At 63.7% G+C, this 21950-nt stretch carries 21 protein-coding genes and 1 pseudogene; 17 read left to right on the top strand and 5 right to left on the bottom strand.

Features of this window, described 5'->3' with window-relative positions:
* Positions 1 to 6: 6 nt before the first annotated feature.
* The 12 genes and pseudogenes from murG (at position 7) to dnaE (ending at position 13351) form a co-directional block, all read left to right on the top strand.
* Positions 7 to 1113, top strand: a complete 1107-nt coding sequence (gene murG, locus ACFVTG_RS17300) for an undecaprenyldiphospho-muramoylpentapeptide beta-N-acetylglucosaminyltransferase (protein WP_390282146.1) — start codon at positions 7 to 9, stop codon at positions 1111 to 1113.
* 95 nt (positions 1114 to 1208) lie between these two features.
* Positions 1209 to 2483: pseudogene (murC, locus tag ACFVTG_RS17295) on the top strand (UDP-N-acetylmuramate--L-alanine ligase); the annotation flags it as partial.
* On the top strand, positions 2476 to 3315 hold the full coding sequence (locus ACFVTG_RS17290; protein ID WP_390282145.1) for a cell division protein FtsQ/DivIB: 840 nt from the start codon (positions 2476 to 2478) through the stop codon (positions 3313 to 3315). The pseudogene murC and the gene ACFVTG_RS17290, both read left to right, overlap by 8 nt.
* A gap of 215 nt (positions 3316 to 3530) precedes the next feature.
* Complete coding sequence (ftsZ, locus tag ACFVTG_RS17285; protein WP_284751769.1) at positions 3531 to 4763, top strand: cell division protein FtsZ; 1233 nt, start codon at positions 3531 to 3533, stop codon at positions 4761 to 4763.
* A gap of 38 nt (positions 4764 to 4801) precedes the next feature.
* The gene (locus ACFVTG_RS17280) at positions 4802 to 5497 is read left to right on the top strand and encodes a polyphenol oxidase family protein (protein WP_390282144.1); all 696 of its coding nucleotides are present in this window, start codon (positions 4802 to 4804) and stop codon (positions 5495 to 5497) included.
* Positions 5490 to 6239, top strand: coding sequence for a YggS family pyridoxal phosphate-dependent enzyme (locus ACFVTG_RS17275; RefSeq protein WP_390282142.1), 750 nt, complete (start codon positions 5490 to 5492; stop codon positions 6237 to 6239). The genes ACFVTG_RS17280 and ACFVTG_RS17275 overlap by 8 nt, the downstream gene beginning before the upstream one ends.
* Before the next feature lie 88 nt (positions 6240 to 6327).
* Positions 6328 to 6858, top strand: a complete 531-nt coding sequence (locus ACFVTG_RS17270; RefSeq protein WP_390282140.1) for a cell division protein SepF — start codon at positions 6328 to 6330, stop codon at positions 6856 to 6858.
* 102 nt (positions 6859 to 6960) lie between these two features.
* On the top strand, positions 6961 to 7248 hold the full coding sequence (locus tag ACFVTG_RS17265; protein WP_390282139.1) for a YggT family protein: 288 nt from the start codon (positions 6961 to 6963) through the stop codon (positions 7246 to 7248).
* A gap of 165 nt (positions 7249 to 7413) precedes the next feature.
* Positions 7414 to 8094 (top strand): DivIVA domain-containing protein, encoded by a 681-nt coding sequence (locus ACFVTG_RS17260; protein WP_390282138.1) that lies wholly within the window; start codon positions 7414 to 7416, stop codon positions 8092 to 8094.
* A gap of 98 nt (positions 8095 to 8192) precedes the next feature.
* Positions 8193 to 8813, top strand: coding sequence for a signal peptidase II (gene lspA / locus ACFVTG_RS17255; protein WP_390282137.1), 621 nt, complete (start codon positions 8193 to 8195; stop codon positions 8811 to 8813).
* Positions 8806 to 9732, top strand: coding sequence for an RluA family pseudouridine synthase (locus tag ACFVTG_RS17250; protein WP_284751775.1), 927 nt, complete (start codon positions 8806 to 8808; stop codon positions 9730 to 9732). The genes lspA and ACFVTG_RS17250 overlap by 8 nt, the downstream gene beginning before the upstream one ends.
* Before the next feature lie 61 nt (positions 9733 to 9793).
* The gene (gene dnaE / locus ACFVTG_RS17245; RefSeq protein ID WP_390282136.1) at positions 9794 to 13351 is read left to right on the top strand and encodes a DNA polymerase III subunit alpha; all 3558 of its coding nucleotides are present in this window, start codon (positions 9794 to 9796) and stop codon (positions 13349 to 13351) included.
* Between the two features lie 56 nt (positions 13352 to 13407).
* Here dnaE and ACFVTG_RS17240 read toward each other — a convergent pair whose 3' ends face one another.
* Entirely contained in the window at positions 13408 to 13866 is a 459-nt protein-coding gene (locus tag ACFVTG_RS17240) for a flavin reductase family protein (protein ID WP_390282185.1), read from the bottom strand.
* A gap of 159 nt (positions 13867 to 14025) precedes the next feature.
* Here ACFVTG_RS17240 and ACFVTG_RS17235 point away from each other — a divergent pair, with 159 nt between their 5' ends.
* From ACFVTG_RS17235 to nrdR, 3 genes are all read left to right on the top strand, one after another.
* Positions 14026 to 14571, top strand: a complete 546-nt coding sequence (locus tag ACFVTG_RS17235) for a hypothetical protein (protein ID WP_284751778.1) — start codon at positions 14026 to 14028, stop codon at positions 14569 to 14571.
* 9 nt (positions 14572 to 14580) lie between these two features.
* Positions 14581 to 15954: a histidinol dehydrogenase gene (gene hisD / locus ACFVTG_RS17230; protein ID WP_284751779.1), complete on the top strand. Its 1374-nt coding sequence runs from the start codon at positions 14581 to 14583 to the stop codon at positions 15952 to 15954.
* 163 nt (positions 15955 to 16117) lie between these two features.
* A complete protein-coding gene (nrdR, locus tag ACFVTG_RS17225) occupies positions 16118 to 16630 on the top strand; it encodes a transcriptional regulator NrdR (RefSeq protein WP_284751780.1) in 513 nt (170 codons plus the stop codon).
* A 50-nt stretch (positions 16631 to 16680) separates the two neighbouring features.
* On the opposite strand, the gene ACFVTG_RS17220 is transcribed toward nrdR, so the two are convergent.
* The 3 genes from ACFVTG_RS17220 to map all read right to left on the bottom strand — a co-directional run bounded on the left by ACFVTG_RS17220 (position 16681) and on the right by map (position 19210).
* Entirely contained in the window at positions 16681 to 17439 is a 759-nt protein-coding gene (locus ACFVTG_RS17220; RefSeq protein ID WP_390282135.1) for an SDR family oxidoreductase, read from the bottom strand.
* A 16-nt stretch (positions 17440 to 17455) separates the two neighbouring features.
* Positions 17456 to 18259 (bottom strand): polyphosphate--glucose phosphotransferase, encoded by an 804-nt coding sequence (gene ppgK, locus ACFVTG_RS17215; RefSeq protein ID WP_284991624.1) that lies wholly within the window; start codon positions 18257 to 18259, stop codon positions 17456 to 17458.
* Between the two features lie 72 nt (positions 18260 to 18331).
* Positions 18332 to 19210: a type I methionyl aminopeptidase gene (map, locus tag ACFVTG_RS17210; RefSeq protein ID WP_390282134.1), complete on the bottom strand. Its 879-nt coding sequence runs from the start codon at positions 19208 to 19210 to the stop codon at positions 18332 to 18334.
* Between the two features lie 115 nt (positions 19211 to 19325).
* Here map and ACFVTG_RS17205 point away from each other — a divergent pair, with 115 nt between their 5' ends.
* Entirely contained in the window at positions 19326 to 19490 is a 165-nt protein-coding gene (locus ACFVTG_RS17205) for an SPOR domain-containing protein (RefSeq protein WP_234753867.1), read from the top strand.
* Positions 19491 to 19502: 12 nt separating this feature from the next.
* Here the strand turns inward: ACFVTG_RS17205 and panB are convergent, their stop codons facing one another.
* Complete coding sequence (panB, locus tag ACFVTG_RS17200) at positions 19503 to 20414, bottom strand: 3-methyl-2-oxobutanoate hydroxymethyltransferase (RefSeq protein ID WP_284751783.1); 912 nt, start codon at positions 20412 to 20414, stop codon at positions 19503 to 19505.
* A 190-nt stretch (positions 20415 to 20604) separates the two neighbouring features.
* On the opposite strand from panB, the gene ACFVTG_RS17195 reads away from it, so the two are divergent.
* A complete protein-coding gene (locus ACFVTG_RS17195; RefSeq protein WP_284751784.1) occupies positions 20605 to 21945 on the top strand; it encodes a glutamine synthetase family protein in 1341 nt (446 codons plus the stop codon).
* Positions 21946 to 21950: the final 5 nt, after the last annotated feature.

Genomic DNA, 21950 nt, shown 5'->3' with positions numbered 1-21950 from the left:
CACTCCATGAATTCCCAGCCCAAACCCCTCTCCGTGGTCCTCGCCGGCGGCGGGACCGCCGGACACATCAGCCCGTTGCTCGCCATTGCCGATGCCATCAAGTCGCTGCGGCCGGAGGCCAGGATCCTGGCCGTCGGCACGCCCAATGGCATGGAAACGCGTCTGGTTCCGGCAGCCGGCTACGAATTGGCCACCATCGACCGGGTTCCCTTTCCCCGGAAGCCCTCCGCGGATCTGCTCAAACTGCCCGGCAGGCTCGCGGCGGCGGTCAAGCAAGCCGGGCGCATCCTGGACGACGCACAGGCCGACGTCCTCCTCGGCGTCGGCGGCTATGTCTGCACTCCGATGTACCTCGCGGCGTGGCGTCGCAGGATCCCCATCGTCATCCACGAGGCCAACACGCGCGCCGGGCTTGCCAACCGGGTAGGGGCCATGTTCACCAAGCATGTCGGGGTGGCTTTCCCGGAAACCCGGCTTCGGCACGCCCGCCACGTGGGGATGCCCATGCGCAAGGCCATCGCCGGTCTGGACCGTGCGGCTTGGCGCGCGGATGCCAGGCAGTCCCTGGGCCTCGACGCCGGACAGCCTGCACTCATCGTGACCGGCGGTTCGTCCGGAGCCCAGAGCATCAACCGCACGATCGCCGGTGCCGTCGCCGCTTTGGCGGAAGCCGGTATCCAGACACTGCACATCACCGGCCGCGGCAAGGCGGTGACGAACGACGACGGCGACCCCCTGGCTGCCGACGGCTACCACCAGGTGGAATACGTGGACGGCATGGAGAATGTCTACGCGGCAGCCGATGTCCTCCTTGCCCGATCCGGCGCGGCAACCGTCAGTGAGGTGGCCGCCGTCGGGCTCCCGGCGGTCTTCGTTCCGCTGCCCATCGGAAACGGCGAGCAGGCAATGAACGCGTCCGCCCTGGTCAAGGCCGGTGCAGCGCTTCTTGTCGACGACCGGGCCCTGACCGCGGAATGGCTCAAGGCTGAGCTGATTCCTTTGCTCACGGATCAAGCCCGCCTTGATGAGATGGCCAGCAAGGCAAAGGAACTTGGCATCAGAAATGCTGATCAGCGGATGGCTGATCTCGTCTTGGAAGCGGTAACCGAATGACCCAGCCCCTCGCAGACATCGATTCCCTCGGCAGGGTCCACTTCATCGGCATCGGCGGCGTGGGCATGTCTGCCGTCGCACGCATCATGGTGGCCAGGGGCGTTCCCGTGAGCGGTTCCGACGCCAAGGACCTGCCCGTCATGCAGGACCTCCAGTCCGCAGGGGCACGGATCGCAGTTGGCTACGCCGCGGAAAATCTTCGTGACGCGCAGACCGTCGTTGCCGGTTCGGCCATCAGGGCCGACAATCCGGAACTGGAAGCGGCCCGGGCGGCCGGCCTTCCGGTGCTCCACCGTTCAGAGGCCCTCGCGGCAACCATGGGCGCAGACCGCGTGGTGACCGTGGCCGGCACGCACGGCAAGTCCACCACCACCTCAATGGTGGCCGTGTTGCTCAAGGAAGCGGGCCTGGATCCCTCGTTCGCCATCGGCGCCAACGTACCCGCCCTCGGCGTCAACGCAGCGCACGGCACCTCGGACATCTTCGTTGCCGAAGCCGATGAATCGGACGGTTCCTTCCTGAACTATCGGCCCCTCATCGCCGTCGTCACCAACGTCGAAGCCGACCACCTGGACTATTACGGCACGCCTGAGGCTGTCTACGCCTCCTTCGACAGTTTCGCTGCACTCCTGCCCGCCGACGGCGTGCTTTTTGCCTGCGCGGACGACGACGGTGCCCGGGCCCTCGCGGAACGGACCCGCGCAGCGGGCAACACCCGGGTTCTGGGCTACGGGACCGCGGAGGACGCCGATATCCGCCTGTACGATGGGGGGTCGGGCGATGTCCGGGTCTCTGTCGGCGGACAGGAATACCGGCTTGGCCTCCAAGTGCCCGGGCGGCACAACGCCTTGAACGCGACGGCCGCGTTCGGCGTCGCAGTCGAGCTCGGCGTGGCACCCGAGGTTGCCGCGGCCGCCCTCGGCCATTTCGCCGGAGCATCGCGGCGATTCGAGTTCAAGGGGCAGGGGAGGGGCGTGCGTGTCTACGACGACTACGCCCACCACCCCACGGAAGTCCGGGCCGCCTTGTCCGCCGCCCGCTCCGTGGCAGGCGGCAACAAGGTGCATGTGCTCTTCCAGCCGCACCTGTTTTCGCGTACCCGCGAATTCGCGGAGCAGTTTGCGGAGGCGCTTGGCGAGGCGGACACAGCCCTCGTGTTGGACATCTACCCAGCCCGCGAGGATCCCATCCCCGGGGTCACGAGCACCCTGATCACGGGACGCCTGAAGAATGGCAGGCTCGTGGCCGGCGGCCAGGAAGCACTGGACGCGGTACTCTCCGCGGCCGGCGACGGCGACATCGTCCTGACCGTCGGAGCCGGCGACGTGACTGCCTACGGACCCCGGATCGTGGAGCTGTTGGGTGGCTGACACCCGGAAGCCCACGTTCAAGCCGCAGGCGGGCAGCCGGCCCGGAGTCGTCAGTGCAGAACGCGGCCTCGACGATCCCGTCGGTGGTCCTTCGGAATCAGCCGCGGGCATGGACAGCAATGTGCTGGCATTTCCCGAGCCCAAGGGACGCAAGCGGCGTCGGACGGTGCTCACGGTGGTGGCCATCGTCGTCGCCCTGGTCGCCGGAATCATCGTTGCGTCGATCTACTCGCCGGTGTTCGCAGTGCGCACTGTGACGGTTGACGGCACCAAGCTGCTTCAGGCGGGGAGCGTCCAGAAGGCCCTCGAACCGGTGAAGGGAAAACCCCTTCCGCAAATCAACGACGCCGACATTGCCGCGCTGCTCAAGCCGCTCGTCCAGGTGCGTTCCGTCAGTACCGAGGCCCGTCCGCCGTCGGAACTTTTGGTCCACATTGTGGAGCGGGTGCCCGTGGCGCTGGTCAAGAGCGGCGACAACTATTCACTGGTTGACGTCGATGGCGTCCAGCTTGGATCAACCACCGATCCCGCATCGGTTCCCTTGCCGGTCATCGACGGGCAAGGAGCGAACCAGAGTCTCTTCAAGGCGATCACGGCTGTTCTTGCGACGCTGCCGGCGGATGTGCTGGCGAAGATGGCCAGCGCTTCGGCCTCGTCGCCGGACGCCGTCGAGCTCAAGCTCACGGACGGCAAGATCGTCGTATGGGGGAATGCGGACGAGAAGGAGCTGAAGGCGCGCGTCCTCGAGGCGTTGCTCAAGGCTCCCGCCAATCCAAAAGTTCCGGTGAATGTCTACGATGTCAGCGCACCGAGGCACCCGTTTACCAAATAGGCCATTTCAGCTAGTAACTTCAGTGACGTAGAGGGCTATTTTTCGGACTTTCACACGACACGCGGAGGCGGTCATTGAATGTCGGATTCATAGCCCATACCGTCACTTAAGAGTTACTTGACATAACTATAACCTTCAACTAGAGGGTTAAGGTCCAAGGATTCAAGTTGGACTCGATCTGTTTCGCTATAGGACACAAGCAAGGGGCACGAAACGTGGCAGCACCGCAGAATTACTTGGCCGTCATCAAGGTCGTCGGCATCGGCGGCGGTGGCGTGAATGCAGTTAACCGAATGATCGAAGTCGGCCTTCGCGGCGTCGAGTTCATCGCCATCAACACCGATGCCCAGGCTCTCCTCATGAGCGACGCGGACGTCAAGCTTGACGTTGGACGCGAGCTCACGCGCGGTCTGGGAGCCGGCGCCAACCCCGACGTCGGACGCCAGGCTGCCGAGGACCACGCCGATGAGATCGAAGAGGTCATCCGCGGAGCCGACATGGTCTTCGTCACCGCAGGCGAAGGCGGCGGCACGGGAACCGGCGGCGCCCCCGTCGTGGCCCGGATCGCACGCTCGCTCGGCGCCCTGACGATCGGTGTCGTCACGCGGCCCTTCACCTTCGAAGGACGCCGACGTGCCGGTTCGGCCGAAGCCGGAATCGACGCCCTGCGCGACGAAGTCGATACCCTCATCGTCATCCCCAACGACCGTCTCCTCTCCATCAGCGACCGTAACGTCTCCGTCCTGGACGCTTTCCGCTCCGCTGACCAAGTACTCCTGTCCGGTGTCCAGGGCATCACGGACCTCATTACGACCCCTGGCCTGATCAACCTGGACTTCGCTGACGTCAAGTCGGTCATGCAGGGTGCGGGCTCCGCGCTGATGGGTATCGGCTCGGCGCGCGGCGAGGACCGCGCTGTCAAGGCCGCGGAACTCGCCATCGCTTCTCCGCTTCTGGAAGCCTCGATCGACGGCGCCCACGGCGTCCTGCTCTCCATCCAGGGCGGCTCGGACCTCGGCCTGTTCGAGATCAACGAGGCCGCGAGGCTCGTGCAGGAAGTGGCCCACCCCGAAGCCAACATCATCTTCGGTGCCGTCATCGACGACGCCTTGGGCGACGAAGCACGCGTCACGGTTATCGCCGCTGGTTTTGACGACCTCAAGGCCACCTCACCCTCGATGAACCAGTCGGCCGCCCAGCAGCCGGGTCAGCACCAGGCCCCTGCGGCCCCGGACCGTCCCGCAGCGCCTTCAGCTGCTCCGGCCTATTCCGCGCCGCAGCACGTTTCCGCAGGCGTCGGCGCTTCAGGCTTGAGCAACTGGGGCCAGCAGCGCCCGTCGGCTTTGCCGGCTGACTCGGGCTTCGACGTCGACCTCCCCGCCGTCGTCGAACCGGACCTTTCGGGAAGCCGCACCGACGACCTCGATGTTCCGGACTTCCTGAAGTAGCCTGTCCGTTCAAACCCACCCAGGAGAGTTAGCCAGTAGTGTTTTGGTGGCGAAAAGAAGTGCGGCCGGGGATTTCGGTCGCCTTCTCCGATGATGATGCGGGCAACCTTGCACTGCACGTGGCGGACAATCCTGACGATGTCATGGTGCGCCGGGCCCGGCTGGAAGCAGCGGCGGGGCTCGGCGAACGGCATTTCCAATACATGAACCAGGTACACGGAAAAGCCGTCGAATTCATCGCCGCCCATGGCGACGGACCAACGGCCGACGCCATGGTGTCCACGGGGCAGCCCCTCGCGGTCATGGTGGCCGACTGTGTCCCCATCGTGTTGCTGGGCGAAGTGCCCGACGAAACCGACCCGGTCCTTGCGGTGGTCCACGCAGGCCGGCCAGGAGTTGCCGCGGACATCGTTTCGGCCACCGTCGCCGAAATGCGAAACCGCGGTGCGGCGACCATCAGCGCCTGGCTGGGCCCCTCCATCTGTGGTGAATGCTACGAAGTTCCCGAACAGCTGCGGGCCGACGTGGCTGCCGCTGTTCCGGAAACCTGGTCAACGACCTCGTGGGGCACGCCCGCACTGGATCTGCCCGCCGGTGTGCGTTCCCAGTTGAAAGCACTCGACGTCAGGGTGGAGTATTCGGGGGAGTGCACGCGGGAGACCTCCCGGCTCTACTCGTACCGGCGCGATCAGCAAACAGGCCGCTTTGCAGGTTTGGTGTGGACGCATGAGTGAGACTTTCCCAACAGCGGAAAGCGCTGGCGGCGATCCACGGACTGCCGAGCTGCGCGAACGGCTGGCCGCGGTCCGCCAGCGGATTTCGGCGGCAACCGTCGCAGCCGGGCGAAGCGAAGAGCCGCAACTGATAGTCGTCAGCAAGTTCCATCCCGCAGCGGATGTCACCCGCCTGGCGGCACTTGGCGTGACGGACGTCGGTGAAAACCGCGACCAGGAAGCGGCCGCGAAGTCTGCCGAACTCGCAGGGCTCCCGGTGCGTTGGCACTTCATTGGTCAACTGCAAAGCAACAAGGCCAAGTCCGTGGCGAAGTACGCGTTTTCGGTCCAATCGATCGATCGTCCGCAACTGGCCGAGGCCCTGGCCAAGGCCATTGCGCGGCAACAGTCCGAGTCCGGCAGGCCGGACCTTGACTGTTACATCCAGGTCAGTCTTGAGCACGACGCCGGCGCCCACCGCGGCGGTGCCGCTCCGTCCGACGTCGAGCGCCTCGCCGAATCCATCGCGACGGCCGCCGGGCTGCGATTGGCCGGCGTGATGGCCGTCGCGCCGCTCGGAGCGTCCCCTGAGGAAGCGTTCGAGAAACTCGCCGCCATTTCAAGGGATCTGCGTGGACTGCATCCGGACGCCGTGGGGATATCGGCCGGGATGAGCCAGGACCTAGAAGCTGCCGTTCAATTTGGTGCGACACACCTGCGAATTGGCTCGGATATTCTCGGTTCGCGTCCGCGGGTGGGGTAGCGTCAAAGTATTGGAAGCGACGGGCCGGGATTTCAGCGATGTCAAGTCATGGGCGGCCCGCCCACTGCAGACACGATAGGAGTCCAGCATGGCTGGCGCACTGCGCAAGACAATGGTTTATCTTGGGCTCGCCGATGGCGACGAACACTACGAGTCTGAGCAGAACGAGCAGCACACGGACGAGGCCCGGTCTGTCGACCACAATCGTGAAGAGCGCCGCGCCCCTGCACCTGTACGTGAAGTAGTTCGTGAAGTCCCCCCTGTCGCCGAAGAGGAATACCGCGCACCCGTGACACCTATCAAGCGTGCGGCATCCAGCCGCGAAGACGCCTCCGGACTGAGGCAGATCACCACCGTCCATCCCCGCTCCTACAATGACGCCAAGATCATCGGCGAAAGTTTCCGGGACGGCATCCCCGTGATCATGAACGTCACGGACATGGGTGAGGCAGATGCAAAGCGCCTCGTCGATTTTTCCGCCGGCTTGGTCTTCGGACTCCACGGCAGCATTGAGCGCGTCACCAGCAAAGTTTTCCTGTTGTCGCCGTCGTACGTCGAAGTTCTTGGCGACGACAAGAAGGTCAGCGAAGCCCAAGCAACGTTCTTCAACCAGAGCTAGCACAGTCAACAGGGATGCCAGGCAGAGCGATCTGCCTGGCATCTGTGTTGCAATAGAGGGACTGACCGGAAAAATGGCGAACTAGGAGATCTGAGCTAACCCGTGGGCATAGTTTTCGGCCTTTTGTACATTGCATTGCTGCTGTTCCTGGTCACCCTCATCATCAGGCTCGTCTACGATCTGGTGCAGATGTTTGCGCGCCAGTGGCGCCCCCGCGGCGCTGCCCTGGTGGCCGCGCACGTGGTCTATTCCGTGACTGATCCGCCGTTGAAACGGATCCGCCGGCTGATTCCACCGCTGCAACTTGGCGGGGTGTCCCTTGACCTGGCATTTCTGATCGTGTTTATTGTCGTCAGCATCGCAATGGGATTCGTCTACACGCTGGCGTAGCTCTTCCGCAGTCCATGTGCCGCCGATCTTTTTTCTTCGGCCCGTGGCTGCAATCTTCCGGCCCAACACGATGGTGTTGAATTGGGGGAATCAGATGATATTTAGGTACCGTAGTTTTGAACGGCCGGAAGGCCTACTGACTAACTAGACCAACGAGGTGACCAGATGGCTTTGACGCCAGAAGACGTTGTCAACAAGCGCTTTCAGCCGACCAAGTTCCGCGAAGGCTACGACCAGGACGAGGTCGACGACTTTCTCGACGAAATCGTCGTCGAGCTGAGGCGTTTGAACCAAGAGAACGACGAGCTGCGCAAGAAGCTCGGCGAAGGCGGAAACCCGGTTCCTGCCAGCGCAGCATCGGCACCCGTGGTCGAGAAGGTGCCCGCACCGGTGAAGGCCGACAAGGACGCACAGGCCAAGGCAGAAGCCGAGGCGAAGGCCGATGCCGAGAAGAAGAAGGAGCCGGCTGTTGCCGCCGCTCCTGCCCCGGCCGCACCTTCGGCCGGCTCTCCTTCCGCCGAGTCCGCAGCCGGCCTGCTGGCCATGGCTCAGCAGATGCACGACAAGCACGTGGCCGATGGCGAGCAGCAGAAGGAAAAGATCATTGCCGAGGCGCAGATCGAAGCCTCCAGCCTCGTCAACGACGCGCAGGACAAGTCCCGCAAGATCCTCGGTGCCCTCGAGCAGCAGCGCAGCGTTCTCGAACGCAAGGTGGAGCAGCTCCGCGGCTTCGAGCGCGACTACCGCTCCCGCCTGAAGGCCTACATCGAAGGCCAGCTGCGCGACCTGGATGCCCGCGGCTCGGTTGCGGCTCCTGAGGTCGGCGAAGCCGCCGCAGAGGTCTAGCAAGTATTCTGAAAGCCGGTGGCTGGGGATTCCTCGGCCACCGGCTTTTGGCTGTTAAGGCGCCAGAAGCCATGGTTACCGAACCGAATGAAAGTACTATGAGCGACGAACAAGATGACGGCACAGAACAAACGAACGGCAACCCGGAGCCCGTCCGCACCAAGGTCCACGCGTGGCGCCCCGCACTGCTTTGGGTCTTTGCAGGCTTCGCCGTGTTCGCGTACGCCTTCGACCAACTGACCAAACTCTGGGTCACCAGCACCATGGTCGAAGGCGAGCGGATCCCCGTCCTTCCTCCGCTCCTGCATTGGTACTACATCCGAAACTCCGGCGCCGCGTTCTCCATCGGTGAAAACGTCACATGGGTCTTCACCATCGTCATGGCGGCCGTTTCGGTGGTGATTTTGTTCCAGGTGCGTCGACTGGGATCGGTCTGGTGGTCGCTGGCCCTCGGCCTGCTGCTGGGAGGCGCGCTCGGAAACCTCACGGACCGCCTTTTCCGCGAGCCTTCCTTTGCCATGGGCCACGTGGTGGACTTCATCCAATTGCCCAACTTCGCGATTTTCAATATCGCCGACTCGGCGGTGGTTTCCGGCGTCGTGATCATCTGCCTGCTGACCATACGCGGGATCGGACTCGACGGGTCCCGCCATCATTCCGCCGGTTCCGCGACGGCCAAGGCCGGAACACCTGAGGATCAGGAACCGCGCGATGTCTGAGCAATTCGTGGTGCCCGAAGAGCTGGGCGGGACCAGGGCCGACGCGGGCCTGGCGAAGCTGATGGATATTTCCCGTTCCGCGGCCGCCTTGCTGATCGCCGAGGGCAACGTCACCGTCTCCGCAGGCACGGTGGGCAAATCGGCGAAGCTCGTTGCCGGGTCCGTGCTGGAAGTCACCGTTCCCGAACGCCGGGATCCCTTGGAAGTCGTGGAGGAAGTCGTGGAAGGCCTGAATATCCTGTTGGACGATGACGACTTTGTTGTCATCGACAAGCCCGTAGGCGTGGCGGCGCACCCGTCACCGGGTTGGGTAGGCCCGACAGTGGTTGGTGGCCTCGCAGGTGCGGGATACCGGATTTCAACATCCGGCGCGCCTGAACGTGCCGGCATCGTCCACCGCCTCGACGTCGGAACGTCGGGCGTCATGATCGTGGCCAAGAGCGAACACGCTTACACGGTGCTCAAGCGGGCCTTCAAGGAACGCACCGTAGACAAGGTGTACCACGCAGTGGTCCAAGGCCTGCCGGATCCACTGGAGGGCACCATAGACGCGCCCATCGGGCGCCACCCCGGGCATGATTGGCGTTTCGCGGTGATCGAGGATGGCCGTCCCTCCGTGACGCACTACGAAGTCCTTGAGGCCTATGGCAAGGCAACCCTCGTGGAAATCCACCTTGAGACAGGCAGGACACACCAGATCCGGGTTCATTTCTCGGCCCTCAGGCACCCCTGTGCGGGCGATCTGACCTATGGGGCGGACCCGCGTTTGGCCGCCAACCTGGGTCTGACCCGGCAGTGGCTGCACGCGCGGCGGCTTGGCTTCAACCACCCCCGCACCGGCGAATGGGTCGAAGTCACCAGCCAGTACCCGGCGGACCTGCAGTACGCGCTGGAACTTCTTGAAAGCGGCAACGCGTAGCGGGATCCACGCTTCCAGCGCGCCACTCCAACCGCGGGACCCCTGCCGGTAGACTGTCGTGGTGACTTCCAGCAATGACTCGTTCGTCCATCTGCACACCCACACCGAATACTCCATGCTGGATGGCGCGGCCCGTCTTACCGAGTTGTTCGACGAGACCGAGCGGCTGGGCATGCCTGCGCTGGCCACCACGGACCACGGATACCTGTTCGGTGCCTTCGATTTCTGGAAGAAGGCCACGGACAAAGGCATCAAGCCGATCATCGGCGTCGAAGCCTATGTCACGCCGGGCACGGCGCGCGGCGACAAGGAGCGCGTCCGCTGGGGCGACGAAAGCCAGCGCAAGGACGACGTCTCCGGTGGTGGTTCCTACACCCACATGACGTTGTTGAGCTACAACAACGCAGGCATGCGCAATCTGTTCCGGGCATCCTCGATTGCTTCCCTCGACTCGGTGTTCGGCAAATGGCCCCGCCTGGACCGGGAGTTGCTGAACACGTATTCCGAAGGCCTGATCGCCACCACCGGCTGCCCTTCGGGTGAAGTCCAGACCCGTCTTCGGCTGGGGCAATACCGGGAGGCCCTGGCTGCGGCCTCCGAGTTCCGCGACATCTTCGGTGCGGAAAACTACTTCTGCGAACTGATGGACCACGGCCTGGACATCGAGCGGCGGGTCACCGGCGATCTGCTGCGTTTGGCCAAGGAACTGAAGCTTCCGCTCGTGGCCACCAATGACCTCCACTACACGCATGAGCATGACGCGAAGGCCCATGAGGCCCTCTTGGCGATCCAGTCGGGCTCCACGCTGCTCGAGCCCACCTATGACAACGGCGGCTCCCGATTCGCCTTCTCCGGCAGCGGCTACTACTTGAAGTCACCGCAGGAGATGCGGGAGCTGTTCCGCGACCATCCCGAGGCCTGCGACAACACCCTGCTGATCGCCGAGCGTTGCGAAGTGTCCTTCAACACGGGCGCGAACTACATGCCGCGGTTCCCATGCCCTCCCGGCGAGGACGAGACGTCCTGGCTGGTCAAGGAAGTAGCCACTGGACTCGATTACCGCTACCCGAACGGCGTCCCGGACAAGGTACGCAAGCAAGCCGACTATGAGCTTGACGTCATCACCTCCATGGGCTTCCCTGGCTACTTCCTCGTGGTGGCAGACTTCATCAACTGGGCCAAAAACAACGGGATCAGGGTGGGCCCCGGCCGCGGTTCCGGCGCGGGCTCCATGGTGGCGTACGCCATGCGCATCACCGACCTCGACCCGCTGGAACATGGCCTGATCTTCGAGCGCTTCCTCAACCCGGACCGCGTGTCCATGCCCGACTTCGACGTCGACTTCGATGATCGTCGCCGTTCCGAGGTGATCGACTACGTCACGCGGAAGTACGGCGACGAGCGCGTGGCCATGATCGTCACCTACGGCACCATCAAGACCAAGCAGGCGCTGAAGGACTCGTCCCGCGTGCTCGGCTACCCGTTCAGCATGGGTGAACAGCTCACCAAGGCCCTGCCGCCGGCGGTGATGGCCAAGGATATCCCGCTCGCGGACATCCAGAACCCGGAGGCCAAGCGCTATGGCGAGGCCGGCGACTTCCGCCAGCTGATCAGCACGGACCCTGAGGCCGCAAAGGTCTTCGAGACCGCGCTGGGCATTGAGGGGCTGAAGCGGCAATGGGGCGTCCATGCCGCTGGCGTCATCATGTCTTCGGACCCCATCATCGACGTCATTCCTGTCATGCGCCGCATCCAGGACGGCCAGGTCATCACGCAGTTCGACTACCCGACGTCCGAAGGCCTCGGCCTGATCAAGATGGACTTCCTCGGCTTGAGGAACCTGACGATCATTTCCGACGCCCTGGAAAACATCAAGATGAACCGGGGCGTCGACCTCGATCTCGAGCACTTGGCGTTGGACGATCCGGCGTCGTACGAGTTGCTGGCTCGCGGCGACACTTTGGGCGTCTTCCAGCTCGACGGCGGGCCCATGCGGTCGCTGCTCAAGCTCATGAAGCCTGACAACTTCGAAGACATCTCCGCCGTGTTGGCGCTGTACCGGCCGGGTCCCATGGGTGCCAACGCGCACACCGACTACGCCCTGCGCAAGAACAAAATCCAGGAAGTCATCCCGATCCATCCGGAACTCGAGGAACCGCTCGCCGAAATCCTCGGCGGAACGTACGGGCTCATCGTGTACCAGGAGCAGGTCATGGCCGTGGCCCAGAAACTGGCCGGCTACTCACTGGGTCAAGCCGACATCCTGCGCCGCGCCATGGGCAAGAAGAAGAAATCCGAACTGGACAAGCAGTTCGCAGGCTTCTCCCAGGGCATGCAGGACAACGGCTACTCCATGGAGGCCGTCAAGACCCTGTGGGACATCCTGCTTCCGTTCTCCGACTACGCCTTCAACAAGGCGCACTCCGCCGCGTACGGGGTCATCTCCTACTGGACTGCGTACCTGAAGGCCCACTACGCCCCCGAATACATGGCCGCCCTGCTCACGTCCGTGGGCGACGACAAGGACAAATCGGCCATCTACCTCAATGAATGCCGGCGAATGGGCATTACGGTCCTGCCGCCGGACGTCAATGAGTCAAGCCTTAACTTCACCCCTGTGGGAACGGACATCCGCTTCGGAATGGGGGCCATCCGCAATGTCGGCGTCAACGTGGTGGAAGCCATGGTGGCAGCCCGCGCGAGCGAGGGTGCCTACACGTCCTTCAAGGACTTCCTCATGAAGGTTCCGGCGGTGGTCTGCAACAAGCGCACCATCGAGTCCCTTATCAAGGCCGGCGCGTTCGACTCCCTTGGCCATCACCGCCGTGCGCTGGCCATGGTCCACGAAGAAGCGATTGACTCCGTCATCACGCTCAAGCGCAATGAAGCGATCGGCCAGTTCGATCTCTTCGCCGGATTCGAGGACCAGGAGCCGCAAGCCTCCCTGAGCACCGAGATCCCGGACCTGCCGGAATGGGAAAAGAAAGACAAGCTCGCCTTCGAACGGGACATGCTGGGACTCTATGTCTCGGACCACCCCCTGCAAGGGCTCGAGGGCGTGCTGAGCCAGCATGCCGAGCAGTCGATCACCTCGATCCTGGGAGAAGACGGACCGCACGACGGCGCCATCGTCACCATCGCGGGCATGATCACCTCGCTCAGCCGAAGGATCGCCAAGGCAAGCGGCAACGCCTACGCGCGGGCGGAGATCGAAGACCTGGGAGCTTCCATCGAGGTCATGTTCTTCGGCCAGGTGTACGGCCCCATCGCTTCGGTGCTCGCGGAGGACCTGATCGTGGTGGTCAAGGGCCGTTTGCAGCGGCGCGACGACGGTGCAGTCACCTTGAACTGCATGGAACTCTCGGTTCCGGACTTGAGCGAAAACACCAACGGTCCCCTCGTCATCACGATGCCCACGTACAAGGCAACCGAGGCCGTGGTCACTGACCTTCGCGATGTTTTGACCACCCACCGGGGGAACTCCGAGGTCAGGCTCCACTTGCAGGGTGATTCCAAGGTCGAGGTCATGGGCCTGCCGGTGCACTTGCGCGTGAATCCCACCCCGTCGCTTTTCGGTGACCTCAAGGTACTTCTTGGCCCGACCTGCCTGGACAGCTGATTGGTCCCGCGGCTCGCTGAACCAGCCGGCCGGTGACGAAAGATCTCCTGCTTTAACTAGATTTCATAGTCGAGCGGAACCGGCTGGCCGTAGGAGCCCGAGTGGTAGAGCAGCGGGGTGTCGTCGTCGCCGACTAGTCCGTCGACAACCTCCACCACCACGATCGCGTTGTTTTCGAAGGACAGGCGCATCTGGATCTTGCCGATCAGCCAGCCGGCAACGTTCTTGAGGATGGGGACATCGAAGGGCCCCGGCTCCCAGTGATCGCCCTCAAACCGTTCCTGGGTGCGGGCGAAGCGGTCTGCGAGAGCCTGGTTCTCGAGGCCGAGCATGTGCAGGCCGATATATGTCGAATTCGCCACCGCGGGCCAGGAACTGGAACTGCGGGACATGTTGAACGTGAAGCGTGGTGGTTCGGCCGACAGCGAAGCGACGGACGTCGCTGTGAAACCGAAAGGCTTGCCGTTGAGGTCGGCAGTGATGATGGCCACCCCGGCGGCATGCCGGCGGAACATTTGCTTGAATGTTGCTTCAAAAGCCGAATTGTCCGAAGCCACTTTGCCCGATCTCCTGAGTGAGCTATTTGTAATAACGCTGGTGGATTCAGCGTATTCCGCCGTTCGCCGGGACGCTTGCTTGTTGAGCGTCCAGAAACGTTTGTTAATGTTTGTGTCATGACCAAGCCAACATCGAACCTTCTCGACTCCGCTCCAACGACGGACACGGACGCGGACACGGGCAAGCGGGACGGCAAATGGTGGCTCTGGCTCGCCGTGCCCGTCGCCTCGGGCGTTGGCCTGGGCCTCGCCTGGTGGCTGTTGGCCCCGGGTGGCCTCAACGTGATCTCCGGAAATCCTGCCCTTGCCGATCCCACTGCCTCTGCGGGGCGGCTCCCGAGGGACTTGGTCCTGGCCGGGCTGCTGCTGCTTTCCGGCTGCTTCACGGCGGTCCTGCTCGACAGCAAGGTCCGGAAGCCGGGGCACGGCATCCGCACCTTCCTGGCAGTCCTGGGTGGTGCGGCGGGGGCCTTGGTGGCCTGGCAAGTGGGTCTGCTGGCCGCACAATGGTGGGGTCCTGCCACAAGCGGAAGTGATGGCTTCTCTTTGCGGTCCGCCACAGCACTCTTGCTGTGGCCGGGGGCGACTTCCCTCGTGACATTCCTCCTGATTCTTTTCGGTTTGATGGGAAAGCAGCCGGAGGCACAGCCGCTCGCCCCGTAAAATGATCTGGTGACCATTTCTCCGGAGAATCCTGCCGACACCGCCGCCCAGTCCCTGGACTTCCGCCGCATTGACTTGCGCGGACGGTCCCTGACCTTGGCGGAACTGCGGGCCGTGGTGCCCCGGGCCAAGCATCAGACCATGGCGGACGCCGAGCAAAAAGTCCTGGACATCATTGCCGCTGTCCGCTCCCGCGGCTTCGAAGCGCTTGGTGAGTTCGCGTTGGCGTTCGACGGCGTGGAACAGTCCCACCCGCGCGTGCCCGCCGCCGCCCTTGCCGAAGCCCTTGAAAACCTGGACCCGTCCGTCCGGGAGGCCCTCGAGGAATCCATCCGTCGTGCCCGGCGCTTTGCTGACGGCCAGCGGCCCGCGAACGTCGATGTGGAACTGGGGGACGGCGCCGTCGTCAGCCAGAACTGGGTACCGGTGGGCCGCGTCGGACTGTATGTTCCCGGCGGCCTGGCAGTCTACCCGTCCTCGGTGATCATGAACGTTGTTCCGGCACTGGCCGCGGGGGTGGCATCGATCGCGCTGGCTTCTCCGCCCCAGAAGGACTTCGGGGGCTTGCCCCACCCCACCATCCTGGCCGCGGCCGCTTTGCTCGGTATTGACGAGGTGTACGCCATCGGAGGCGCGCAGGCGATTGTTTCGTTTGCCTACGGCATCCCAGGAGATGTCGATGATCAGCCCATCGAGCCCGTGGATGTTGTGACCGGCCCCGGAAACATCTTCGTGGCCACCGCCAAGCGGCTTGTGAAAGGCGTCGTGGGGATCGACTCGGAGGCCGGCACTACCGAGATCGCCATCTTGGCGGATGCTTCGGCCCGTCCGGAGCTTGTGGCCGCGGACCTCATCAGCCAGGCCGAGCACGACCCCAAGGCGGCGTCTGTCCTGATCACCGATTCCGAGGAACTCGCCTCCGCTGTGCAGCGGGAACTCGCGGTGCAGGCGGGAACCACGAAGCATGGCGAACGGGTCACCACGGCATTGTCGGGCCCCCAGTCGGGCGTGGTGCTGGTGGACGATCTCGAGCAGGGCATTGCGGTCTGCGATGCGTACGCGGCCGAGCATTTGGAAATCATGACGGCGGACGCGGCCGCGGTCGCCGCGAGGATCCGCAACGCCGGCGCGGTATTCGTGGGGGACTACAGCCCGGTCAGCCTCGGAGACTATTGTGCAGGATCCAACCATGTCTTGCCCACGAGCGGCACTGCAGCCTTCTCGTCCGGCCTGAACGTGACAACATTCCTGCGTGCCGTCCAGGTGATCAACTACAACAAGGCTGCCCTCGAACAGGTCAGCAGGCACATCGTGAGCCTCGCCGATGCCGAGGACCTTCCCGGCCACGGCGACGCTGTCAAGATTCGTTTCGCGGGGGCCTAAACCACTACATGTATGGGTAACAACCACTACATATAGTAATTACAGTCTTGTCATTAGGCCTTATGTAGCCGTAAACTGGTGCCGGAAGTCAAACTTCCGGCACCTTTGCGTTCCCGGCTGACGCCGCGGGCAGGGGGCCGGAACCGAACCGGGGAGGCCCAGCGTGTATTGTCCGTTCTGCCGAAACCCCGACTCACGCGTTGTGGACAGTCGAATGGCCGACGACGGCTCAGCCATCCGCCGTCGGCGCCAGTGCCCCGAGTGCGGACGCCGTTTCACCACGGTGGAGACCACCAGCCTTTCCGTCATCAAACGTTCAGGCGTGGGAGAACCCTTCAGCCGGATCAAGATCATCAACGGCGTTCGCAAGGCCTGCCAAGGCCGTCCCGTGACCGAGGACGACCTTGCGATGCTGGCCCAGGAAGTCGAGGAGAACATCCGCTCGTCAGGTGCGGCGGAAATCGACGCCCACGAGGTCGGCCTGGCCATCCTTGGACCACTCCAGAAACTGGACGAGGTCGCCTACTTGCGTTTTGCCAGCGTTTACCAGGCCTTCGAATCGCTTGAGGACTTCGAATCGGCCATCTCCCTGCTCCGCCACGAAGCCGAAACGGCAGCGGCCGAGAACGCAGCAAAGGGCGCCAAGGGCAAGAGCTCCGAGAAGAGCCCTATCTAGCTCCGGTGGTGGCAGCGGAGGGGAAGCCGAGGCCACCACCGGCACCACTTCTACCGTCCGCCGGAGACCGGGAGCACGGCTCCCGTGATGTAACCGGCGTCGTCGGATATCAACCACAACACGGCAGCGGCCACCTCATCGGGTTCCGCGCCCCTGCCCATGGGGATCCCCGGGTTGAGCCGTTCCACGCGGTCGGGCATCCCCGCAGCAGCGTGCAATCCGGTGTTGGTGCTCCCGGGAGCCACGCAATTCACCCTGATCCCGTGCCGTGCCACCTCGGACGCGAGGCCCACTGTCAGGACATCAACAGCGCCTTTGCTCGCGGCGTAGTGCGCCCACGTGCCCGGCGAACCGGCTTTGGTCGCAGTCGAGGAAACGTTGACAATGGAGCCGCCAGGCCCGCCATTGGCGGTGGAAAGGCGTCGAACGGCTTCCTGGCAGACAAAGATCAATCCGTTGACGTTGACGTCCATGACGCGACGGATCGTTTCACTCGGCACGTCAATGAGATTGCCGATGAGGTTGCCCGTGATTCCGGCGTTGTTGACCACCGTGGTGACCCTGCCCACGGCGGCCGCGGAATCAAAGAGCGACATAACCTGCGAGGGGTCGCTGACATCGGCCTGTACGCTGCAGGCCGTTCCGCCTTTGGCCTGGATTTCCGCGACAACGCTCCGTGCGCCGTCGGCGTCCGCTGAGTAGTTGACGACGACGGCGTACCCCGCGGCGGCAGCCCTGAGCGCTATGGCCGCGCCGATGCCCCGGCTCGCGCCGGTGACAATCGCGACGTCGGGCACGCCGTCGTCCATCCGGAAGGCTGCCCTGCTACTTGGCGAGCTTGTGGTGGAGGGCCACGTCCAGTGCGGCCCCCACGATTCCGGCGTCGTTCTTCAGTTCCGCCGTGACGATGCGGGTCCGCAGATCCAAGTGCGGGAAGTACTCGTCCGAGCGCTTCGAAATGCCGCCACCGATGATGAAGAGCTCGGGGGAGAACAGGAACTCGACGTGGGAGAGATAGCGCTGCAGCAGCACGCTGTACTCTTCCCAGCTCAAGCCGTCGCGTTCACGCGCGACGGCGGATGCCTTCGTTTCGGCGTCGTGGCCGTCCACTTCGAGGTGGCCGAGTTCGGCGTTGGGCACGAGGTGTCCGTTGAAGATGAAGGCCGAGCCAATGCCCGTGCCGAGCGTAATGACCAGGACTGTGCCGTCGACGCCTTCGCCTGCGCCGTAGCGGGCTTCAGCGAGGCCGGCCGCGTCGGCGTCGTTGATGACCTCGACGGGGCGGTCCAGGCGCTTGGTGAGCAGCGAATCAATGTCGGTGTCGAGCCAGGACTTGTCCACGTTGGCGGCAGAGCGGACCACGCCGTGCTGGATGATTCCTGGGAAGGTGACTCCCACGGGCGAACCCTTGGCCGGGGCGTCCTCGCGGGCCGACAACTCTTCGACGATCTGTGCGATCACTTCGGCGACGGCTTCGGGAGTTGCGGGCTGCGGCGTGGGAATGCGGAGACGGTCCCCGAGCAGCTTGCCCTTCTTGAGATCGACGATGCCGCCCTTGATGCCGGTGCCACCGACGTCGATGCCGATCAGCGGGCCGTTCTTGTGGATCTTCTCATCCTTCTTGGTCAATGCGTTTCCGTTCATGGCAGGAGGGGTGGGCATGTCGCAGCACGAACGGCTGCAGGTGACCTTCCGGAGAGCTTAAGGAAGAGTCAGGACTTCGGCGCCGGTCTCGGTGACCAGCAGGGTGTGTTCGAATTGCGCTGTGCGTTTGTGGTCGCGGGTGACTACTGTCCAATCATCGGGCCACATGTCCCACTCGATGGTTCCGAGGGTGAGCATGGGTTCAATCGTGAAGACCATGCCGGCTTCGATCGTGGTGTTGTAGGCCGGCGCGGCGTCGTAGTGGGGGATGATCAGGCCCGTGTGGAAGGCCTCGCCGACTCCGTGGCCGGTGAAGTCGCGGACAACGCCGTAGCCGAAACGTTTCGCGTAGGACTGGATGGCCCGGCCGATCACATTGATTTCGCGGCCCGGCGCGACGGCCTTGATGGCCCGGTTCAGCGACTCCTGGGTACGTTCAACCAGCAGCCGGGACTCTTCGTCGACGTCTCCCACCAGGAAGGTGTAGTTCGTGTCGCCGTGGACGCCGTTGATGTAGGCCGTGATGTCGATATTCAGGATGTCGCCGTCCTGGACGACGGTGCTGTCCGGAATGCCGTGGCAGATGACCTCGTTGAGCGAGGAACACAGGGACTTGGGGAAGCCTCGGTAGCCAAGCGTCGACGGGTAGGCGTGGTGGTCCAGAAGGAACTCGTGGCCGATCCGGTCCAACTGGTCGGTGGTGACGCCCGGCTCGATGTGCTTGCCGACCTCGACGATCGCCTGGGCCGCAATTTTGCTGGCGATGCGGATCTTCTCGATGGTTTCCGCCGACTTGACCTCTGAACCGGTGAACTTCGCGGGTCCTGGCTTGCCGACATACTCCGGGCGCGGGATGGACGCCGGTACGGGCAGCTGCGGGCTGACGGTTCCACGGGTGAGCGTGCCGATGGGTGCGGTCAGAGCGGGAGAAGGCATAGATTGATCATATAAGGGACGCACGAGACGCAAGTAACTAAGTAGCTAAATATCGGCCCGCGCGTAGGGCGACCGTCCCCGCCGAGCTTACGGCGGGATTCGAAAAGGAGAAACCGTGGCGGAGTTCTGGTACAACGTTCAGACACACCAAATCGAAGAGGACGCGTTGTCCGACTGGTCCCAGCTGATCGGTCCTTACAAGACGCGCGAGGAAGCCGAGCACGCCCTCGAAAAGGTCAAAGCCCGCAACGAAGCGTGGGACAAGGACGACGAGGACTGAGGCTGTGTCCTCCTAGAATGAGTGCTCCGGGCCGGGGAAGTGGCCGGACCTGACGTCGTCGGCGTACGCCTTCGCTGCGTTACTCAGGGTAGTGCGCAGATCCGCATACTGCTTGACGAACTTGGCCATCTTGCCGCCGCGCAGTCCGGCCATGTCCTGCCACACGAGGACCTGTCCCGTGGTTGCGTTGCCTGCACCGATTCCGATCGTGGGCACGTCGATAGCGGCGTCGACGGCGGCTGCGGTTTCCGCGGGAACCATCTCCATGAGCACACAGAACGCCCCGGCATTTGCGAGGGCAACGGCGTCTTCGACCAAGCGCGCGGCGTCATCGCCCCGGCCCTGGACGCGGTAGCCGCCCAGTGAGTGTTCGCTCTGGGGGGTGAATCCGATGTGCGCCATGACGGGAATGCCTGCCTGGACCATGGCGCGCACAGTTCCCGCATAGAACGCGCCGCCTTCGATCTTGACGGCGTGTGCCAGGCCTTCCTTCAGGAAGCGGACACCGGTTGCCACGGCCTGCTCCGGCGACACTTCGTAGCTGCCGAAGGGGAGATCTGCCACTACCAAGGCACGTTTGGCGGATCGGGCCACCGCGCGGCACAAGGGGAGGAGCTCGTCGACGGTCACAGGGAGGCTGGTTTCGTTCCCGAAGACGTTGTTGGAGGCCGAATCGCCGATCAGCAGGACCTCGATGCCGGCCTGGTCGAAAATCTCAGCCGTGTATTGCTCGTAGGCGGTCAGCATTGCAAAGCGCTCACCCTTTGCCTTGGCTTGTTGAAGGTGATGGGTGCGGATCCTCGCGGCGGGCTTCGGCGTTGAAGCGTCCGCTGAAGCCCCGGAACCTGCAGTGGCAGGTCCGGTTCCGTAAGGCGCAGGAACTTCGGCGGGCATGCTGGAATCGGAACTGTTGCTTGGGGCCATGAATAGAGCGTATGCGGTACCGGGCGTCCTAGCCACCGGCGCATGAGGAGCCTCACATTTGTAAACGCTGTGTTACGCGAACCGGGGGTGCAGCCATTCCGGGCCAATGCTTAGTAGAGTGAATGCTGAGTTGTCGTTGGCTTCGAACCCCGAATCCGCGGCATGGACGTTGACCCGGAAATGAGGCCCCATGGACCGCCAGCAAGAGTTCGTTCTGCGAACTATCGAAGAGCGTGATGTGCGCTTCGTACGCTTGTGGTTTACCGACGTCGTCGGTTCCCTGAAATCGGTGGCACTTGCACCGGCGGAAGTGGAAGGCGCCTTCGAGGAAGGCCTGGGTTTCGACGGTTCGGCCATCGAGGGCCTCGCCCGGGTGTTCGAGTCCGACATGCTGGCCCAGCCCGACCCGTCCACGTTCCAGATCCTTCCGTGGCGCGGTGAAACCGAGCAGACCTCGAGGATGTTCTGCGACATCCTGACCCCCGACGGCGAGCCGTCGGCTGCCGACCCCCGGAACGTGCTCAAGCGCACCCTCGCCAAGGCCGCGGACATGGGCTTCACGTGCTACACGCATCCTGAGATCGAGTTCTACCTCCTCAAGTCCCAAGACCTTGACGCCAACGGCGTTCCTGTTCCCGTTGACGAAGGCGGCTACTTCGACCACGTGCCCGGCGGCGTGGCACAAGACTTCCGTCGCACGGCAGTCACCATGCTGGAATCCGTGGGCATCTCCGTGGAGTTCAGCCACCACGAAGGCGGACCCGGCCAGAACGAGATCGATCTCCGCTACGCGGACGCCCTCCAGACGGCGGACAACATCATGACCTTCCGCACGGTCATCAAGGAAGTGGCCCTCCAGCAGGGCACTTACGCCACCTTCATGCCCAAGCCGTTCACCGACCACCCGGGTTCAGGCATGCACACCCACTTCTCGCTGTTCGAGGGTGACACGAATGCCTTCTACGAAGCCGGCGCCGAATTCCAGTTGTCCAAGACCGCACGCCAATTCATTGCCGGTATCCTCCGCCACGCGCCGGAATTCACTGCGGTCACCAACCAGTTCGTCAATTCGTACAAGCGTCTCTGGGGCGGCGGCGAAGCGCCGAGCTACCTGAGCTGGGGGCACAACAACCGTTCGGCCCTGGTTCGCGTGCCGCTCTACAAACCGGGCAAGGGCCAGTCCGCACGGATCGAATACCGCGGTATTGACTCCGCCACCAACCCGTACCTCGCCTACGCAGTGTTGCTCGGTGCCGGACTCAAGGGCATCGAGGAAGGCTACGACCTTCCGGCCGCCGCGGAAGACGACGTTTGGTCGCTGACTTCGGCCGAGCGCAAGGCGATGGGCCATACTCCGCTGCCGGCCAGCCTCCACGACGCCATCCGCGCCATGGAGGATTCGGAACTCGTAGCGGACATCCTCGGCGAACAGGTCTTTGACCACTTCCTGCGCAACAAGCGTGCGGAATGGCAGGACTACCGGCTCCAGGTCACGCCTTACGAGCTCAAGCGCAATCTCGGCATTCTCTAGGCTGT

It is taken from the genome of Arthrobacter sp. NPDC058127, from assembly GCF_042884555.1.
Lineage (GTDB): Bacteria > Actinomycetota > Actinomycetes > Actinomycetales > Micrococcaceae > Arthrobacter.
This window is presented reverse-complemented; position numbering and strand designations above follow the sequence as displayed.

Excerpts from the sequence above, each read along its gene's own strand:
- murG (WP_390282146.1), top strand. The coding sequence starts at position 7 with ATGAATTCCCAGCCCAAACCCCTCTCCGTGGTCCTCGCCGGCGGCGGG.
- ACFVTG_RS17275 (WP_390282142.1), top strand. The coding sequence starts at position 5,490 with ATGAGTGAGACTTTCCCAACAGCGGAAAGCGCTGGCGGCGATCCACGG.
- ACFVTG_RS17270 (WP_390282140.1), top strand. The coding sequence starts at position 6,328 with ATGGCTGGCGCACTGCGCAAGACAATGGTTTATCTTGGGCTCGCCGAT.
- ACFVTG_RS17260 (WP_390282138.1), top strand. The coding sequence starts at position 7,414 with ATGGCTTTGACGCCAGAAGACGTTGTCAACAAGCGCTTTCAGCCGACC.
- lspA (WP_390282137.1), top strand. The coding sequence starts at position 8,193 with ATGAGCGACGAACAAGATGACGGCACAGAACAAACGAACGGCAACCCG.
- ACFVTG_RS17250 (WP_284751775.1), top strand. The coding sequence starts at position 8,806 with ATGTCTGAGCAATTCGTGGTGCCCGAAGAGCTGGGCGGGACCAGGGCC.
- ACFVTG_RS17240 (WP_390282185.1), bottom strand. The coding sequence starts at position 13,866 with ATGTTCCGCCGGCATGCCGCCGGGGTGGCCATCATCACTGCCGACCTC.
- ACFVTG_RS17235 (WP_284751778.1), top strand. The coding sequence starts at position 14,026 with ATGACCAAGCCAACATCGAACCTTCTCGACTCCGCTCCAACGACGGAC.
- ACFVTG_RS17220 (WP_390282135.1), bottom strand. The coding sequence starts at position 17,439 with ATGGACGACGGCGTGCCCGACGTCGCGATTGTCACCGGCGCGAGCCGG.
- map (WP_390282134.1), bottom strand. The coding sequence starts at position 19,210 with ATGCCTTCTCCCGCTCTGACCGCACCCATCGGCACGCTCACCCGTGGA.
- panB (WP_284751783.1), bottom strand. The coding sequence starts at position 20,414 with ATGGCCCCAAGCAACAGTTCCGATTCCAGCATGCCCGCCGAAGTTCCT.
- ACFVTG_RS17195 (WP_284751784.1), top strand. The coding sequence starts at position 20,605 with ATGGACCGCCAGCAAGAGTTCGTTCTGCGAACTATCGAAGAGCGTGAT.